11 protein-coding genes and 1 pseudogene are annotated in these 18,568 nt (G+C 61.7%); 9 read left to right on the plus strand and 3 right to left on the minus strand.

Annotated elements, in window-relative coordinates; genetic code table 11:
• Positions 1-512 precede the first annotated feature (512 nt).
• The 6 genes and pseudogenes from QRN51_RS21175 to QRN51_RS23500 form a co-directional block, all read left to right on the plus strand.
• Complete coding sequence (locus QRN51_RS21175) at positions 513-5,234, plus strand: DEAD/DEAH box helicase (RefSeq protein WP_284991779.1); 4,722 nt, start codon at positions 513-515, stop codon at positions 5,232-5,234.
• Positions 5,231-6,844, plus strand: coding sequence for an NERD domain-containing protein (locus QRN51_RS21180; protein WP_284991780.1), 1,614 nt, complete (start codon positions 5,231-5,233; stop codon positions 6,842-6,844). The genes QRN51_RS21175 and QRN51_RS21180 overlap by 4 nt, the downstream gene beginning before the upstream one ends.
• A complete protein-coding gene (locus QRN51_RS21185) occupies positions 6,837-9,974 on the plus strand; it encodes a helicase-related protein (RefSeq protein WP_284991805.1) in 3,138 nt (1,045 codons plus the stop codon). Before QRN51_RS21180 ends, QRN51_RS21185 begins: the two co-directional genes overlap by 8 nt.
• Positions 9,971-11,803: a DrmB family protein gene (drmB, locus tag QRN51_RS21190; RefSeq protein ID WP_284991781.1), complete on the plus strand. Its 1,833-nt coding sequence runs from the start codon at positions 9,971-9,973 to the stop codon at positions 11,801-11,803. Before QRN51_RS21185 ends, drmB begins: the two co-directional genes overlap by 4 nt.
• A gap of 500 nt (positions 11,804-12,303) precedes the next feature.
• Entirely contained in the window at positions 12,304-13,191 is an 888-nt protein-coding gene (locus QRN51_RS21195) for a NaeI family type II restriction endonuclease (RefSeq protein ID WP_284991782.1), read from the plus strand.
• A pseudogene (locus QRN51_RS23500) lies at positions 13,181-13,597 on the plus strand (hypothetical protein); the annotation flags it as partial. The gene QRN51_RS21195 and the pseudogene QRN51_RS23500, both read left to right, overlap by 11 nt.
• A gap of 28 nt (positions 13,598-13,625) precedes the next feature.
• Here the strand turns inward: QRN51_RS23500 and QRN51_RS21205 are convergent.
• Positions 13,626-14,561 carry a 2-hydroxyacid dehydrogenase gene (locus QRN51_RS21205; protein ID WP_284991783.1) on the minus strand — a complete coding sequence of 312 codons (936 nt, stop codon included), beginning with the start codon at positions 14,559-14,561 and terminating at the stop codon, positions 13,626-13,628.
• Between the two features lie 231 nt (positions 14,562-14,792).
• Here QRN51_RS21205 and QRN51_RS21210 point away from each other — a divergent pair, with 231 nt between their 5' ends.
• The 3 genes from QRN51_RS21210 (at position 14,793) to QRN51_RS21220 (ending at position 16,437) form a co-directional block, all read left to right on the plus strand.
• Entirely contained in the window at positions 14,793-14,951 is a 159-nt protein-coding gene (locus QRN51_RS21210; protein ID WP_284991784.1) for a hypothetical protein, read from the plus strand.
• The gene (locus tag QRN51_RS21215; protein WP_284991785.1) at positions 14,948-15,334 is read left to right on the plus strand and encodes a hypothetical protein; all 387 of its coding nucleotides are present in this window, start codon (positions 14,948-14,950) and stop codon (positions 15,332-15,334) included. Before QRN51_RS21210 ends, QRN51_RS21215 begins: the two co-directional genes overlap by 4 nt.
• 128 nt (positions 15,335-15,462) lie before the next feature.
• Complete coding sequence (locus tag QRN51_RS21220; protein ID WP_284991786.1) at positions 15,463-16,437, plus strand: aldo/keto reductase; 975 nt, start codon at positions 15,463-15,465, stop codon at positions 16,435-16,437.
• 87 nt (positions 16,438-16,524) lie between these two features.
• Here the strand turns inward: QRN51_RS21220 and QRN51_RS21225 are convergent, their stop codons facing one another.
• Together QRN51_RS21225 and QRN51_RS21230 are read right to left on the minus strand one after the other, a co-directional pair.
• Complete coding sequence (locus QRN51_RS21225) at positions 16,525-17,631, minus strand: ABC transporter substrate-binding protein (protein ID WP_284991787.1); 1,107 nt, start codon at positions 17,629-17,631, stop codon at positions 16,525-16,527.
• A 66-nt stretch (positions 17,632-17,697) separates the two neighbouring features.
• A complete protein-coding gene (locus tag QRN51_RS21230) occupies positions 17,698-18,552 on the minus strand; it encodes an ABC transporter permease (protein ID WP_284991788.1) in 855 nt (284 codons plus the stop codon).
• Between the last annotated feature and the right edge of the window lie 16 nt (positions 18,553-18,568).

Here is an 18,568-nt window from a genome sequence, read left to right on the forward strand (position 1 = left end):
GGAACCGGACGGAGCGGGAAGGAAGGAAGGAAGGAAGGACGCCCGTCGTCGGGTAGACCTGATCCGCGGGAGGGGATCCGGTTGTCGTTCATTCGGTCGGTGTCCAGATCTGGAAGCAGCGCTGTAGGGGGAACGCTCCCGAGTTGCGATTGAGGAAGTCGTTGTTCGCGCGCTGTGGGGCGAATACCCTCTTCACCAAAACACGTGACGGTGTTTGTCGACAGCTATTTCTGGCATTCTTGCCGGCTACAGGGGAAACTGCGGTGGTTCAATTATGACGGTTCGGAGGCTCGAGAAGAATCTGTCACGGGACCGATTCTCATCTGCTGACCACCGGATGGGTGGTCCTGGTTCTGGGAACAAAAGGAGTTGGACCCGGCGCAAAGGTCACCAGGTTCCCAATACCGGTGAGAGCATTGCAGTGGCCACACGGCGAGTGTAAGGGTGGCGGTGCGCTTGAAGTCCGGTCGGCCTCGTTAGGATCGAGGAGCCGACTGGGGAAGGGAACAGCAGTGACGCAGGATTTTATTTGGAGCGAACCGGATCAAGTACTCCTCAACTTCCTTGAGACATGGCGGTCGGTGGTCCCACGCATCTACCGGGAGGACCCGAAGATGCTCGAGGAGCATGTGGGGCAGGAGAACTCGTTCCGTACGAGTGGCTACTCACGTCGTCAGATCACCGAACTAGTCCAGAATGCAGCCGACGCGATTCTCAGGTCGGGAAAAACGGGAAGAATCAAGCTCATCCTGACTGATCGCTACCTTTACTGTGCGAACGACGGCAAAGAGTTCAACCAGGCAGGAATCGACGCGATTACTCATGCTTACCTCAGCGACAAGAGGGGCGAAGAAATCGGTCGGTATGGCAACGGCTTCAAGTCCGTCCTGGCCGTGACCGAAAACCCGCAGGTCTTCAGTCGTTCGGTTAGTTTCCACTTCGGGGCACCTGAGGCTCGTGCAATCCTAACGGAGGTTGGCGCGCGCGGGAACGACCTGCCGATACTGCGCCTACCCACGGTCTTGAATGCGGCGGACGCGATCGCCGAAGATGCCACGCTTCAGGAATTGACGGAATGGGCCAGTACAGTCGTGCGACTTCCGCTTCAACAAAACGTGGAGCTGGAGGATCAGCTGCGCGGTTTCCAGACCCAGTTCCTGATCTTCACGCCCCATGTAGAGAAATTGACGATGATCATACGCCGGAATGGGGGCCAGCAAGAGATCGAGCATTCGTGCCGATCAGTAGGACACTCGTCCTACGAACTGCAAGGCCCCGGGCTCGCTGCCCAGAAGTGGGCGATCTTCAAGAGGGAACACCAACCCTCGCTAGCGGCACGACAAGAGGTGGATGATGCTATCGCCCGGAAGTCGATCCTCGTAACCTGTGCCATGCCTTTAGACACCTCAGGCAGGGAAGGTGAATTCTGGGCCAACTTCCCACTGTCGGACCGAACCTCCGCCGTTGGTATCTTCAACGCACCTTGGGCCTTAAGTGAGGACCGAAGCCACATCTTGACCGAAAAGAAGTACAACGCGGAGATTTTCGACGCCCTGGCTCAGCTGTTCGTTGATGCCTTGCCGGACCTTCGGACGCAGGAGCAACCCGCGCGGCATCTCAGATATCTACCGAGCCGGCCCCAGGAGTACCACTCCCTAGCCGACAAGGCATTGATCTCCCACATCCACCGCAAGGCTTCGGAAGCGGCTTTGATCCCAGACGCCAATGGGCGGCTACTCCACGGATGCGATATCATCGCTCTCCACTACGGGGTCGTATTACCAGAAAGTGCGATGGCCGTGTGGGCTGCTGCTCCACACACACCTGACAATGTACCTCATGTGTCGTGTTACCAAGACGATAAAAGCGGGACTATCAGGGTCCGCCTACGAGAATTGCATCGACGGGCGTTCGCCGACGCCGGAGCGCTCCTGCAACGGGATTTGCCTCCGTCGAGGAACGAGCTCCACCCCTCAACGTGGTTGGGCATGCTTGGCGATGTTGATGAACTTAGGTATTCACAGGCAGCCCTCGGTTTAATTCCCAGCATCGAGTTCGAGAAGGCGCGGGTAAGCTTCTCCGCGGCCCGCATCGTTCCTACTGACAGGGGCCGACGAGTCGCCCTGAACGAGCATGCGAAGGTTTACCTTCCCCCCGAGGGCGGACCAGAGCTACCAAGCTATGAGCTCATTGTTGGCGACATCGCCAAAAACGTCTCCTTCCGCAAGATTCTCGAGAATTTCGGATTCAGGACGCTCGATGCTGAGGTCGTCTTCACCTCAATGCTCTCTAGCATGGGGCCAGATTCCACGGATCGTCAGTGGGAAGACCTTTGGGACCAAGCACTCAACCTCGAACCTCGTCGATTGGCTCTCATACTCAAAAGCTGGAGACATGAGGGCAACATCGTCAAGGTCATCACGCAGGCCTCGACGTGGCGCGATTCTGAGGAGGTCTTCGCTCTTCAGAACCCCGCCGTAGACATCCCGTGGCCGGATCGAGTGCTACTACCTAACTTCCTTGCCAAGGAACTTATTGAGGTGCTCGGCATTGTGACCGGTTTCTCACATTGGTATCCAGTGATCGAGGAGCCTGAGTTCACGCGGTATCGCGTCTGGGCAGTTGAGCATGCCCGGGAGGCAGGCGCCGAGGATAAAGATTCAGCACCGGAAGACTGGTACTTCGCGGAAGAACGAGGGGCCGGCCCCATAGGACTCCTCAAAGATTTGTCCCATGTGAACCCTCAACCTACGGGTGACCTGGTGAAGTTGACTTCCGCCCTGCTTAGGACGAGTACGTCTCGAGAGTGGAATCTTCACAGCCCTGACGGATCCGAGTGCTTCCCGGTACCTGCCCCGCATCTGTGGGCCGTAATGACATGGGGTCTGGCAGACACGTCCTTCGGTGTCGTCCGTCGGGCCTCGCGCGTGGTGTCTCCCCTCCTGCAGCAGTATCTTCCTTGGGTACCCCTTCCCAAGGATTCGCACTTCGGTATCCTGCCGTTGCCTGGGTCGATCGAGGCGATCGACCCAGAAATTCTCGTCGAGGGCATGAAAGCAGGTCGGGGCATGCAGGCCACGGCCGCAGTGACCAGCTCCCTCGTGAGCTTCCTGTCCAAAGCTCTTCCGAGAACGCGCGACGAAAACCGTTGGGCGGGTGAGGTTCCAGCGGTCGTCGGTACTGAGATCGATCTTGTCCCCGCAGGGCAGATCTTCATCGCCTCCCAAGAGGCGCAGGTCCATGTCCTAAAACGATCAAAGAACCCCTACCTCTTCGTCGAGGACGAGACTGTCCGGAACGTCCTTTTCGAGCACGCTGACTTCCAAGACGCCGCGAGCGCCATTCAGTTCGAATTGATTCCCCAGCAGCCTGCCGAGCCGGTGCTGCTCACAGACTGCATTCCGACCGTATATCGTCTGCTTGACCGCAAGGATCGACGGCTTACCATCACGGAATGCTCCGGAATCGTGGCCCGTCAGTTGACGCCGGCTGGTACCCAGGAGCAGCTTCTGATGCGGGCGTTCCACGACGGGACGGTATATGTAACCAGTGATCCTTCCGTGAGGAGGAATGCTCACGACCTGCTTGCCTGGATCAATCAGGAAGTCGGCCTGAGGTTGAGTGCTGCGGACGTTCAGAATGCTGTACAGGCGCTCTTCGACGCTGATTTAGACGAGTTGAGGCAGCGGTCTCGTGCCGCATCCTCCAACGAGGACCGCTTGAAAGTACTGGTGTCGCCGGATCAGCTGAATGCGAAGCTTCCTCCCGGTCTTACAGATACTCTTCGGGCGATGGGAACCCCTGTGCAGGATGGAGATCTGGCAGGGCTGTTCCTCGATTCCTTCGGGACCGACTCTTTGAGTCTTCTGATAGATGAGTTGAGGGCTCTCGGATTGACGCCACCTGACAAGTGGGGAGGTCTCGGCCCTGCTCGCAGGTTCGTAACCGATCTAGGGTTTACGCCGGACTTCGCTGGGACGTCCAAGCCTTCGCGGCCACCGGCGGAGATCGTGATGGGTAAACCTGGACTCGGGGCGTTACATGACTACCAGCAGGAAGCTCTGCGTGAACTCCGTTTCTGTCTTCGTTCCAACCCTGGTAATGCCGACAAGGCCCTTTTGGAATTGCCGACCGGTGCGGGAAAGACCCGCGTCGCTGTGGAGTCGTTGGTCAAGGCGTTCTTGAACAACGATTTCGGGACCATCGGCCCGGTGTTGTGGATCGCGCAGTCCGAGGAACTGTGCGAGCAGGCAATCACAACGTGGAGCGAAGTATGGCGAGAGTTCTCCGATGAGAGATCGTTAAGCATCAACCGATTCTTCGGCACGCATCGACCGCAGGCGCCCGAACTGGAGTTGAGCGTGGTAGTGGCGACCGATGCGATGCTCTACGAGCACATCGGCGACGATTCGTACGACTGGATCTATGCTCCTGTCGCCGTGATCGTCGACGAGGCCCATCGGGCGGCGGACAACAAGATGTACAGGAGGATCTTCCAGAGGCTCGGGGTGGACCTTGGGAACCGCGAGCGTCCACTAATCGGTCTTTCGGCCACACCCTACCGGGGACGGAACCCTGAGGTGACGAGTCTGTTGGCGAAGCGGTTCGGGAACAACCTTGTTCAGACGTTGGGCCCCGATCCCATCAAGGAGCTCCAAGATCGTGAAGTGCTCGCGCGTATCGATCATCAGGTCCTTCCCGGTACCCGTTTGGCCGTCGGCGTGTCGGAAATCGAATTCAACAACTTGTCGCAGGACACGTTGAACCGGGTGGGTGAGGACCAGGAGCGGACGATGGGCATCGTCAATCACATCATGGCGTTGCCGGAGGAGTGGAAGGTTTTGGTGTTCATGCCTTCAGTGCTCTCAGCTCAGGTATTGGCGACGATCTTGAAGAGCAAGAGCGTGCAGGCGGCGTCGGTAAGTGGTCGGAGCTCGCGCGGGGAGAGGGCGAAGGTGATCTCCGACTTCAAGCGCGGCTCCCTTCAGGTCTTGGTCAATTGCGAGCTGCTGACGCAGGGTTTCGATGCACCTCAGATCCGCGCCCTTTACGTTGCCCGGCCGACCTTGAGCGAAAGCCAGTACGTGCAGATGGTCGGTCGTGGACTGCGAGGACCCAAGAACCGCGGATCCGAGCGGTGCCTGGTGGTGAACCTCGAGGACACGATCGAGAACGTCGACGTCGACCTGGCATACCGGGGGTTCACCCAGTACTGGGGGGTCGAGGGGTCATGAGGTTAATCCCACCGACGGAGTACATCGACGCCCAGAGTCATGCGGAGCGCAAGGTCGCGGAACTCCTCACGGCGATCCGATCCAACGAAGAAGGTGTCGCCTATCATTCGGTCCACCTTCCTCGGCACCGCAAACAGGTAATGGGTGAGGCGGACTTCGTGGTGCTGTGGAGGGGGGCGATCCTCGTACTGGAGGTCAAGGGAGGGCGGATCGGGCGGACCGAGGACGGCCTCTGGTACTCCGTGGACCGGCAGGGCACCCAGCACCCTCTTCGGCGCAGCCCATGGGTGCAGGCCAAGGACGCTTCATTCGCGTTGCTCGATATCCTCACCAGGCAGTCGGGTGAGGGCGGGTGGCCGTTCGCCTATGCGGTGGTGACGCCTGACCAGAATCTGACCGCGGACGCGGAATGGGTTCCGCAGCAACACATCGGGTTGGACCGGATGACTCCCGCCGGATTGGAAGGGAGCCTGGACGCGTTGGCTCGTCTGGCCCGTACACCACCGGGTGACTCCGACTACTCCCGGCGCCAGGGTCTACGTCCGATGGCGAACCTCTCGACCGTCTTCACCCTCCTGCGTCGCGAGGTGGACGCCATGCGAACCGTGCCGGACACCGAGATGCTCATCGACCGGAACATCGTAACTATGACCGATGAACAGGTCGACGCGATGCGGTCCTTCGAACGCAATCCACGGGTTCTGGTCCTGGGCGGAGCCGGTACGGGCAAAACCGTAGTGGCGATCGAAGCGGCACGTCGGGCGGTGGCCGACGGCAGTTCGGTGGCTTTCGTCTGCGGCTCCCCCGGCGTTTTGGGGTTCGCGTCGGAATTGTTGAGCGACAGCCAGGTGCGATTGGTACCCTTCGATTCGATTCCCGGCGAAGCCGTCTTCGATGTGGTGGTAGTCGACGAGGCACAGGACCTGCTGAACCTGGAGGACATGAGCAGACTCTCTGATTCTGTCCGCGGCGGGTTGCAGGACGGTCGGTGGTGGATCTTCCTGGACCCGAACAATCAAACTCATCTGAGCGGGGTGTTCGACGATATGGTCTACCACGAGATCCAGGCCGGTGCCATCATCGTCGATCTGACGAAGAACGTCAGGAACGCCCGCACGGTCGTGACTGCGGTGCAGTCCCATCTCGGGGCGGACCTGGGAAGCCCACGCATCGGTGAAGGACCCGACGCATCGATCGTTCAGGCCCGCACACCGGAAGAGGCCCGCCGTCTTCTGGACGGTCGCCTCAGGACTCTCCGAGACCAGGGCGTCAGTCGGAAGAAGATCACCATCATCAGTGCCGCCGCCGACCCCTCGGCGTCAATCCTGGCCGTCGAAGGCCGACCACCGTCGAACTACACCATCGAGAACCAGTCCTACGAGTTCGTCACAGCAGCGAACATCAAAGGTCTGGAGCGGGAGCACGTGATCGTCGTGGACGTCGCGGACCTGGACACGGCCGGGGGTCGGGCCGGATCCTATGTCGCGATGACCCGGCCTCGTTACTCTCTCTACGTCGTCAGTTTTCCCGGCGCCTACCAGATCATGGAACGAAACGCGCAGCAGTACATACAGCAACAGGTAGGAAAGGCCGGTGCCCGCAATGAATGAAGCCGTCGAACGCCAAAAGCGCGTGGTCGAGCACCTCGAACAGCAATACTTGGGCCCAATCGAGGGACCGGAGGAACTACTCAGGAACCGGCCGAACGCCACCTACCTCGTCGGAGTCCTCTACCCCGTCGGTATCGGGGTAGAAGTCGAAGAACCGCAACCCTCCGCCGAGGAGAACACCGGTGAGGCAGAGATCGACGGTACCGAGGAACTCTCCATCGACATGGCGAACGCCTACCAGCCCTCCTCCAGCGCCCTGTCGTTCATCCATGACGGCGAGGCAGTGAAGATCGACCTGGGATACGCCACCTACAGCGAGGAGAAGACCGACACCCACATCGCATGGCGGCGTCAGGGCCACCAGTTCTTCGGCATCCGCTGCGAGCAGCGAGCCGTCGCGGAGCCCCCCGGGGACGGGCGTGTAGCACTGGACGTACGATGGCGGCCTTTCGGCCAGAACAGTTCACTGGTCACCGTTGCCGTCAGCAACACCCGCGTAGCCCCGAAGAATGACGAAGGAGAAGGACAACTACGCACCGAGGACTGCTTGTACCAAGTCGCCATGACCGTACGCTCGATCGGGGGCCGGATCCTTCCCTACAGGTCGGTCGAGGACCTCCGACTGGATCCGGAACAGGAAGAACTCGCGGTGCGCTACCGACACCGTCAGATCTTCGCCGTGGGCCACGGGACATCGGTGCGCTGGGAACATGACGGGACCGGCGGGTGCTCCTCTGTGTCCCTGGACCCCCTACCCCGCCATACCGTTCCAACCGTCGAGGCCAAGACAAGTGACGCCGGTATCCTGCGGCTGGACCGACTCACCCAAATCCAGGACGACACCGCAGACGTCCTCGCGGAACTCAGGACCTTCGTCGACGAATACCGGCTTTGGACCCAGGAACAGCAGGACCAGGCACGAGGATTCGACGAACACCATCGGCCGGCAGCCGGGAGGATCACCGACCGACAACGCGACGCCGTCGACCGTATGCAGGAAGGAATCACCTTACTCGAAGGCTCCTCGAGCGCCAGGGACGCCTTCCGCCTGGCCATGTCCGCCATGCATGAGCAGATGCTCCAATCAGATCGTGCGAAAGCCACCGACTCAGAAGGAAATAAGCCCAGACGCGAGCCGACGTGGCGGCCGTTCCAGTTGGGATTCATCCTCGTCGCCCTCACCAGCACAGCGGATGCCAATCACCCGGACCGGGACCTCGTAGACCTGATCTGGTTCCCCACCGGTGGAGGTAAGACAGAGGCCTATCTCGGGTTGGCGGCCTTCGAGATCTTCCGGCGCCGTCTCGAGCACGGGATCAAAGGAGGCGGTACAGCCGTCATCACCCGCTACACCCTGCGCTTGCTGACGACACAACAGTTTCAACGCGCCGCGACCCTTGTGTGCGCCATGGAACGCCTCCGGGCGAGTGATCCACTCGCGCAGGGCATGGCACCCTTCACCATCGGGCTCTGGGTCGGCAACGCCACAACTCCCGGAACCCAGAAGGAGGCGATCAAACGCCTGGAGCTCACCAGGAGACGGGAGATACCCGACAACCCCTTCCAACTCACCGAATGCCCTTGGTGCGGGCACCGCATGATGCCAGAAGCCAGGTCCGAACAGGCCGGGGACTACGGGGCCGTCCACTCGGCCGGGGACATCTGGCTCCGCTGCCCAGACCGGACCTGTCTCTTCCATGACCGACTTCCCGTCGAAGTCGTCGACGAGAGGATCTACAGGTATCCACCCACTATCCTGCTGGCGACCGTCGACAAATTCGCGCGACTGCCCTTCAAACAGGAGGCAGGGGTCCTGCTCGGCGCTGGCACCACGGCGAACGAACCACCGTCCCTGATCCTCCAGGACGAGATGCATTTACTATCCGGTCCTCTGGGCACCACGGTCGCGATCTACGACGCTGCCGTCCTGGGCATCATCGGGGAGGTCGGCGGACGCCCGAAGATCGTCGCCTCCACCGCGACGATTCGCTCCGCCCAGGACCAGGTGAAAGGCCTCATGGCCCGTAGCGTCCAACTGTTCCCACCGTCGGGGCTCAATGAGGAGGACAGCTACTTCGCCCGCCCAGTGCAGGACCCCAACGCCCCGGGCAGGACCTACATCGGGCTCATGCCTCAGGCCTTCACGCAATCGACCTCGGTAGTGCGTGCGATGGGCGCCATGCTGGAGGCACCCTCGCGGGCCGCCCAGGGAGCACAGGACCTCGAGGGAACCGATGCCTACTGGACGGCCGTGGCCTACCACAACAGCCTGCGCGAACTGGGGCGCACCGTGACCCTCGTCCGCGACGACGTCAACAGTCTCCTGGCCACCCGACGTGGACCCGAAGGCAGGACACGCCAGATTCGCGGTGACGGAATGGTGGAGCTGACCAGCCGCGTGGATGCCGAGGACCTTCCCAAGGCCCTGCGACGATTAGGACGCGGCCTCGACAAAGGCGATGCCGTGGACGTGGTCGCCTGCACGAACATGCTGTCGGTGGGAATCGACGTCCCACGGCTGGCTCTGATGCTCATGAACGGTCAGCCCAAGACCACCTCGGAGTACATCCAAGCCACCAGTCGCGTCGGACGCGGTGACGTCCCGGGCGTCATCGTCACGTTGTACCGAGCCTCGCGCCCGCGCGATCGTTCTCACTACGAGTCGTTCCTCGGTTACCACCAGGCGCTCTACCGCAGTGTGGAACCGACCAGTGTCACCCCCTGGTCCGCCGCGTCCAGACACCGATCCCTAGCAGCAGTCTTGGTAACAATGGTCCGGCACCTTAGCCCGTGGCGCGAGGACTCCCAGGCCGTACTCTTCCGGGCCGATTCCAACGTGGTGCGTAACGTCCGGGCGCTGATCCTGGACGTCGTGGAACGTTCGGACCCGGACGAGTACCAAGCCACGCAGGAGCATCTTGACCGGTTGATCGACCAATGGCGTATCCGCACCTCACCCGACCCCGACACTGGGCAATCGATGCTGCGGTACCAGCCCCTGCGAGCGAAGAACGAAGAGCCTGCCCTGATGCGCGCTTTTGACGAGGACCGGGATGGGTGGGCGGTGATGAATTCGATGCGCAGCGTCGATTCGAACATCAATATGAAGATCATCGGGGAGAAGGCATGAATCCCAAAGCTAAAGCAGGGCAGGACAAGGCACCTGAGATGCGTCAGCTCAGACTGCAGGAGACCATCTACCCGTTCGGAGTCGGCGCCATAGTCGATATCAAAAGCGAATCGTTCATCGGAATGGATACAGGGACGTGGAACGAGAAGACCTGCGAGCCCCTATCCTGCCCGCCATTGGAACGGGCACTGGGGGTCCTGCAGCTGCGTCGGCCCCCGACCGCGGGGGAATACAGTCACAACGCAAATTACGCCCTGCCCTACCGGCGGTTCCCGAAATGGCGCTTCTGTCAGGACTGCACCCTGATGTCCAACCGGATCCATCACAAGAACGGAGCCAGTACCAACAGCTGCTCCAGATGTGCAGGACCGATGGTCCCGATGCGTTTCGTCGCCGTCTGCAACGCTGGAGGCCATGTCCAGGACCTCGACTGGCGGCGGTGGTCCCATTTCGAGTCCTCGAACGACGAGCAACGCCAGTGCAAGGATTTTGAGCACCTGGAACTTCGGACCACGCCGGGGTCAGGCGAAGGCTTGCGCTCGTTGCGGGTCCTGTGTCGCTCCTGTGACGCCTCGAGGCACCTGGGTTCGCTGGGACGCAATACGTCCTTGTCCGAGGAAGGGTACAAGTGCTGGGGCCTGCAGCCGTGGGAACCGCAGGACACCGCCAAAGAATGCACAGAGGAACTGCGGGTTGTCCAACGCGGCTCCACCAGCGTGTACCAGGCGGAGACAGCTTCGGCGATCGACATCCCGGAAGTGGAATCGGCAACGGTGGCGCTGCGGGACAAAGTCCTCCAGAACGACATGTTCAAGGCCGTCTTCGGACAGCAGGCGGGACCATTGCTGGACCATGCAGTCCCCGTCGTTTCCGCCCAAACCGGAGCCCCGGAGCACATGGTCCGTCACTTGCTGACGACCGACCCCGCGGCCGACACCATACAGCTGCAGAGCAACTTGCACTCAGGAGAATGGGCGGCGTTCGACAGGGTCCTGGCCGGGGACATGGAAGTGACGAACCCCGATTTCGACGTGTGCCCTTCCGACTACCCCCAAGAACCGGGCGTGCTGCCGTCCCTGGCCGGATTGGTTTCGGACGTCGGCCTGGTGCGCCGGCTACGGGAGGTACGAGCCTTGCGGGGTTTCCGCCGCTACGAGCAAGAAGACTTCACCCGGGTGGACCTCGGAAGCATCGACGGCCTCAAGTGGTACCCGGCTATCGAGCAGTTTGGGGAAGGCATCTTCCTCCGATTCAACGAGCAGGCCCTCCGTGCATGGGAGGAGGACCCCGCCGTCCAGCGACGGACCCAGCACTGGATCGATCGAGGGGCGAAGCTTGCGAACCGTAGAGGAATCATCGCCGATCTCCACCCCCGCTACGTGCTCCTGCACACCCTGGCACACCTGTTGATGCGGCGATTGGAGTTCCAGAGCGGGTACTCCGCGTCGTCCCTGTCCGAACGTATCTACGCCTCGAACGACGGCCCGGACCCCCAAGGCGGTCTGTTGATCTACACGAGCAGCGGGGATGCCCAGGGCACACTCGGTGGTCTTGTCCGTCTGGGAGAGGCACGGTACTTCTCCCGGCTGCTCCTGGGCGCGGTCGAGGACGCAGACCGGTGCTCCAACAACCCGGTGTGCGCCGAGAGCCGGGGACAAGGTATGAACAGCCTCAACCTGGCCGCCTGCCACGCATGCAGCCTCATCTCCGAAACCTCCTGCGAGCGCAACAACATCTATTTGGATCGTAGGCTCCTTGTGGGCGATGAGTCCGTGCCAGGTTTCTTCCGCACAGTCCTGATGGATGCTCGGGCGAGCATCCAGGGGTGAACCAGAGGGTGGAAAGAGGCGGGTAGCGGTGTTGGGACCTTCAACGACGCCATGAACCTCGAGGACACGAAAGTTAAACACACCACGATAAGACTGAGGGGACGATGATCCCGAATAGTCGACCGACCATCAACTACAGACTACGCCAGGACATGAACATGGTCACGCACAAGACCTACCTTTCGTTCTGGCTCCGTACACGACAGGAATTTCACAATGATTCGTCACCACCGCTTCGACAATGAGCATTTCCGGTGCATGTAAGGTGATGGACGATGACAGCTAACGTCTCTGATGACCCATTCGCTCTATTCGGCGGCCCGCAATGGGAAGCCGAAGGCCAAGGGAGTGCGAAAGACAATGTTGGATCCCGGAGGACACGACGGGCCCGTCCTACATCCCCGGACCCGGGCAAACGACCCGAACCGGCATTGAAGTCGCGCCCCCGCAGGACGACAGCTGTTCCACCTACTCCCTCCCAGGACCCAGAAATTCACCACATGAAGGGCTCGATTCAAGCAGTCGACCCAGATGGGACTGGGTGCGGGCGTGCTATCCGAAATGCTCTGGACCAGGCCTACGACGGTCGGCGGACGGGGCGCTGGGACTTGACCCAGCTGACGAAAGCAGAATCAGCTCATATTGGACCACTCATCGAGGTCTGGCTGCAACGGGTACTCGATCTCGACGACGGCGTCACTACCTCTCTCCAGATCGGCGGGTCCGACGTCGCCTGTATATGGAGTGAGAAGCTCGACGGCTGGACACTCGACCGCTCTGTTCCCGAACAACGTGAATTGCCCTACTTGGTGATATGGGCCAACGAGGAGACCTCACGATTCAGCCTTGGGATCCTTCGCCCCGGCCCTGACTCGCGAGGAGTGGCATCGATAGACCGAGGACGCCCCCGATTGTCCCAGGTCGGGATCGACCAGATTCTATGGGTCTTCGACGGTTGTGCCCTACCGGCCAACGTACTTATGAAACATCCCGAAACGGCGATCGCGGCAGTAAGTCAATCCTCGGGCCAGACAGCCGTCAACATGTTGTTCCGTCAATTACAAGGTGAGCTGGTGCATCATTCCGCTGTGGAGACGGTCGCCCAGCAGATCGACTCCTCGAAGCGGATCCGTGATGCCCGAGCACACCTAAGAAACGAGGGAATCGTCATTCTGGGGCACTATCATCCTCAGCCCGAGATCGCGGCTGCGCTCGGGCTGCCGTCCCCACGAGCGGGAACCTTCGTAAGTCACCGTTTAGCCCCCATGGAAGCCGGCGAGCTCGGAACCGGCGCGGAAATCGACGGGGGTCGGTGGCGTCTTGCCGTCCCAGCTGATCCCGTTACCATGGCACCGGCGCTCCCCGTCCACGGCAAACAAAGAACCTGACGCTGACGAGCACGCCATCAGCCTCTCCCTCACCGTCCTCGGCGCCTCCGGCCTTATCGGCATCTGGATCGCGGTCATCACCGTTGACTCCCGGCATCACCGTTCACTCCTAGTCACGGCAGCGACACCGTCGTCCTCATGACCGTCTGGGGCGCCGACCCAGGTGCGATCGGCATCTACAACCAGGCCGGCATCCTCCGCGCCGGGGGGGGAATACCGGGATGCTGCCAACGGCTTCACCGTCCTGACCGTCCAACTCGGCATCACCATGGGCGCACTCGACGGCTCCGCCGCCCTTGTGATCACGTTGGTCGGCAAGCGGCACGCGTACCCGCCTGAGCCAAAGAATCCGGCCGGTCAGACCACAAACTCAAGGAACTGTGGGCCAGGATTAACCCAGTGGTAGAAACAAAGAGCGGTGGACCTCCTGGCGCCTACTCGCCCACTGACTCCGTACCCAGCACCACGTTCACCGGCGCCTCACCAGCCAACAGCAACGAAATCTGTTTCCGGATCAGCCGGACCATCCGGGGGAACATCGCCGAACTTGCCCCGCCCACGTGGGGCGTGATCAGCACGCCAGGGACCGTCCACAAAGGATGGTCGGCCGGCAGCGGCTCCGGGTCGGTCACGTCCAAAGCAGCCCGCAGCCGTCCCGAAGACGTCTCCCGCAACAAGGCTTCCGTATCCACCACAGGACCCCGCGCCACGTTTATCAACAACGCGCCGTCCGACATGGCGGCGAAGAACCGAGCATCCACGAGCCCGTGGGTGGCCTCAGACAGCGGTACGCTGACCACCACGATCTCGTGCAGCGGCAACTGGTCATACAGAGTGTCGATGCCTAAGATCCGTCTGTGGTCATCCTCGCGTTCTCGGCTTGCCATCCGCGTCACGTGCGTTTCGAACGGCAAGAGCCTGGCTTCAATGGCCTTCCCCACTCCCCCGTAGCCAAGCAGGAGAACCCTACGGTCCGCCAAACTTGGGCGCAGGCCGTTGGCCCATGTTCCAGACGCTTGGTTACGCACAAACTCCGGAATCCCGCGCTGGCTGGCGATCATCATCCCCAAGGCGAGTTCCGCCGTCGACGTCTCATGGACTCCGGCCGCGTTTGCGAAAGCGCAACCCGGCGGCAAGACGTCAGCGACGCCGTCGTACCCTATCGACTGGCTCTGCACGAGCCGGACCGTCACGCCATCCAGCGCCGCGAGCGCGTCTGGCCGGCCCATGTAAGGCGGCACCAGCAGGTCGAAGCCGGCCGCGGGGGCTGGACCAGTCAAGTCCCACATCACGAACTCGACGTCGGCGGAAGGTTCCATGGCGTCTAGGAGTTTCTGGTCGGGCAGGCACACCCGCAGCCGGGCCGTCACCGCGCCACCATCAGATTGACCTTCGCAGCACGCAGCGCAGTTCCGCTCATTTCCCTATTCCTATTCCCGTTGCGGGTCGATTTAGCCAGACGGCATCTCGTGTTCCCACACCAATTTACTTTCCCGCCGCGGTCCTGCGGCCCGTTCGGACATCAGCACCGGTGGGGCCACGTCCGGGACAACGGGTGGGACCCGGGCCTATAGTGTGGGATGACCGGGAAGCAAGCCAGGATGAAGCGTCTGCTGACAACCGCCCTCGGGTGTGCAGTCAGCGCCGCTTTTGCTTCGATCGTCCTGCTGTCGCTCGGCTGGGAAAAACCCAACTCACTTCCCATTTTCTTCATCACTTTGGTGGCCGCTTGGCTTGTTCGCCAGTGGCAACCCGCGTGATTGACCGGCTCAGATTCAAGCTATGGCGACGGCGCGGGTGGACGGAATTCTGGGTTCGCTCGCCCGAACCATTGCCCGGCGGCCTGGCCAACGGCTGGGTGCGGGGCCTGCTTTCCGTACGCGCACCGCTTGTTGACTTCGTGACAAATGAGTCCCGGGACGGATCATGGGTCAATCCAGCTACTTTCCTCGTCAATGGGCGCATCCCCGCGGACCGCGGGCACCTGGAGCTGTCGGATTTCGCGGAAGTCAACTTCGGCCCGGGATTCCGAGTGGTCTCAATCCAGACCACATACGGACCCATCGATGTGGCCGGGTATCCCGAAGCCCTCGACCAACTCGAAGCAGAACTGTTCGGCCAATCCGAGGTTGCCAGTCAGTAGGTAGGCCGCCCTGCCTGCCTCAACGTTGTCCCTCCTCCACCGACGTGCCTATAGTGGCCCTACCCGCACCCCTCCCTGAGCACCGTCCTGCCGTCCAGCACGTTCTGCCACCTACAGGAGAGAACCCCATGGAAAACCGCACGCTTGGTTCATTGACCGTTTCTGCCCTCGGCCTCGGCTGCATGGGCATGAGCGAGTTCTACGGCGAAGGGGATGACCACGAATCCCTCGCCACCATCAACGCCTTCCTCGACGCCGGCGGAAGCCTCTTGGACACCGCCGACATGTATGGGCCCTTCACCAATGAAAAGCTCGTGGGCAAGGCCATCGCCGGCCGCCGTGGCGACGCTGTTGTGGCCACGAAGTTCGGAAACGAGCGGCGCGAGGACGGATCCTTCCTGCGCGTCAACGGCAGACCCGAATACGTCCGCTCCGCCTGCGACGCCAGCCTGCAACGCCTCGGCGTCGACTACATCGACCTCTATTACCAGCACCGTGTGGACAAGACCGTCCCCATCGAAGACACCGTGGGCGCCATGGCCGAACTTGTCCAGGCCGGAAAGGTCCGGCATCTGGGACTCTCGGAGGCAGCACCGGACACCATCCGCCGCGCCCACGCAGTCCATCCCATCACCGCTTTGCAGACTGAGTACTCCCTCTGGGAACGGGAACCCGAAACAAAGGTCTTCCCTGTGTTGGCCGAGCTGGGCATCGGATTCGTTCCGTACAGCCCCCTCGGCCGCGGGTTCCTGACGGGCCAATTGCGCAGCGAGGCCGACTTCGCGGAGAACGACTTCCGCCGCCACTCCCCTCGCTTCCAAGGCGAGAACTTCGAGCGCAACCTGGAACTCGTGGACCGGGTGAAAGAACTCGCAGACCAGAAGCAGTGCACCCCGGGGCAGCTCGCCCTCGCCTGGCTGCTGGCACAGGGCGAGCACATCGTCCCGATCCCGGGCACCAAAAAGCGCGAACGCCTGGCAGAGAACCTGGGGGCCACCGCCGTCGTACTCTCCGAAGAAGACCTGAAGCGCCTTGACGAACTCGCCCCGGCAGGGTCCGCTGCAGGATCCCGCTACCCGAACATGGCCAGCATCGACACCTAAGCCCGAGCGTCCTCAAAGCAGCCAGAAACAAAACAATCGGCCTGCGTGGATTACCACGCAGGCCGATTGTTTGGGAGCTAGAAGAGATTAGCCGTCGTTGCCGGCAGGGGTGGTGGCGGCGGTGTAGCCTTCGAGCTTCAGCGCGGCCTGGGCGTACTTCTGGGTGAACGTGTCCGCGATGTTGACCTTGGAGGTGTCAACGCCGATGGTCTTCTCTTCGTCGAAGATCGTCTTGGGGCCACCTGCAGGCATGATGCCGTCCGGGAGGAACTGACCCTTGTCCTGGTTCAGTGCGGCGACGTACTGGTCCTTGGAGATGGTGCTGTTCTGGACGTAGGACTGGGGCAGCTTATCGGCGATCTCCTGGGCGGAGTGGGTGCTGATCCAGTGCATCGTGTCCACCAGGGCGTTGACTACCTTCTGGGCTGCGTCCTCGTGGGTCTTGACCCAGTCCGACTGGGCCAGGAGGCCGGCCGACGGCAAGGTGCCGCCAAGCGCTGCCTTGGCCCCGTCGGAGGTGGCGAGGTCGATCGCGGAAACGGCGAGGTTCTTGTTCTCGAGGGCGCCCACGGTCGGCTGGGTGGTCATGACGCAGTCAGCGGACCCGCGCTGGATCGCCGCGATTGCGGTTGCTCCGGCGCCGACGGCGATCGTGTGGTAATCGCTCTTCGCGAGCCCGGCCTTTGCAGCGATGAACTGGGTCAGCTCATCGGTCCCCGAGCCGAGGTCGGTGACGCCCACGGTCTTGCCCTTGAGGTCTGCGCCCGTCTTCACGTTCGCCTTGGGGTTGCACATGATGCGTTCGCCCGGTGCGCTCGAGAGCTGCACGAGGTTGATGACGTTCTTGCCCTTGGACTGGAAGTCGACCGTGTGGACGTACCATGCACCGGCCATGTCCACCTGCCCGGATGCCATGGCGTCTTCGGCGCCCACGCCACCCTGGGACTCGGTGGAAAGCTCCATCTTGACGCCGTACTTCTGGTAGAAGCCGAGCTGCTCTGCGAGCTGGTACGGCAGGTAGATCTGCTTGTCGATGCCGCCGACCATGAGCTTCACGGTGGGCATCGAGGCGGTGTCCGCGGCAGCACTGCCGCTTGCCGTGCTGTTGCTGCTTGCGGTGCTGGTGCCGCAGGCCGCGAGGCTCAGGGCGATCACTCCGGCAGCGCCGACGGCGTAGATCTTGTTCTTCATCATGGTTGTGCTTTTCCTTCTATTGTGAGGATTCGAGCGTTGGGTGAGTTGAATGGAAGACGGCGAGCGTCAGATCGCCTGTGCTTCGGAACGGTTTGGTGGCCGCCACTTGAGCAGGGTGTGCTCTAGCAGGGCGATGAGGTATTCCGCGCCGAGCGTGATGACTGCGATGATCACCATGCAGGCGAAGACCGTGTTGGGATCGAAGGTTCCCTGCGCCTGGCTGATGATGAGGCCGATTCCCTGCTGGGCGCCGAGCACTTCAGCAACAAGGGCACCGATGATCGCGAAACCGAACGCCGTGTGCAAGCTGGCGATGATCCAGGTCATTGCCGAGGGGATGGTCACGTGGATCGCAACCTGAAGCGGCGATGCGCCCAGGACGCGGACGTTTCCGACCAGGTTCTGGTCCACTTCACGGACGCCCTGGAAGGCGTTGAAGAAGACGACGAAGAAGACCAGTACCGCCGCGAGGAGCACCTTCGGGAAGACGCCGAGGCCGAACGCCACGATGAAGATCGAGCCGAGGACGATTCTGGGGATCGAGTTCACGATCCGGATGTACGGGCCGACAACTTCCGACAGGTACTTGTTCGAGCCGAGGAGTATTCCGAGCACGACGCCGACCAGCGTTCCGAGCGCGAAGCCGTAGATGGCTTCCTGCATGGTGACCCAGAGGTTCTCCCAGATGGTGCCGAATGCCGTGCCCTTGGTGAAGAGATCCACCAGGCTGTTCCAGATTTCGGACGGCTGGCCGAAGAAGAACTTGTCCACCCAGCCGGCCGTGGTGAACCACTGCCAGCCGCCGATCACGATGACCGCGAGGATGGCGCGGCCGGCCCAAACCCACGTGGTGCGGCGGTTCATGGCACGCCGGGCGGAATTCTTAAGCTCACTCGCTTGTGCTTTTTCTTGCTCTTGCACGGGAGCACCCCTACTG

This window comes from Arthrobacter sp. efr-133-TYG-120, from assembly GCF_030209785.1.
GTDB lineage: Bacteria > Actinomycetota > Actinomycetes > Actinomycetales > Micrococcaceae > Arthrobacter.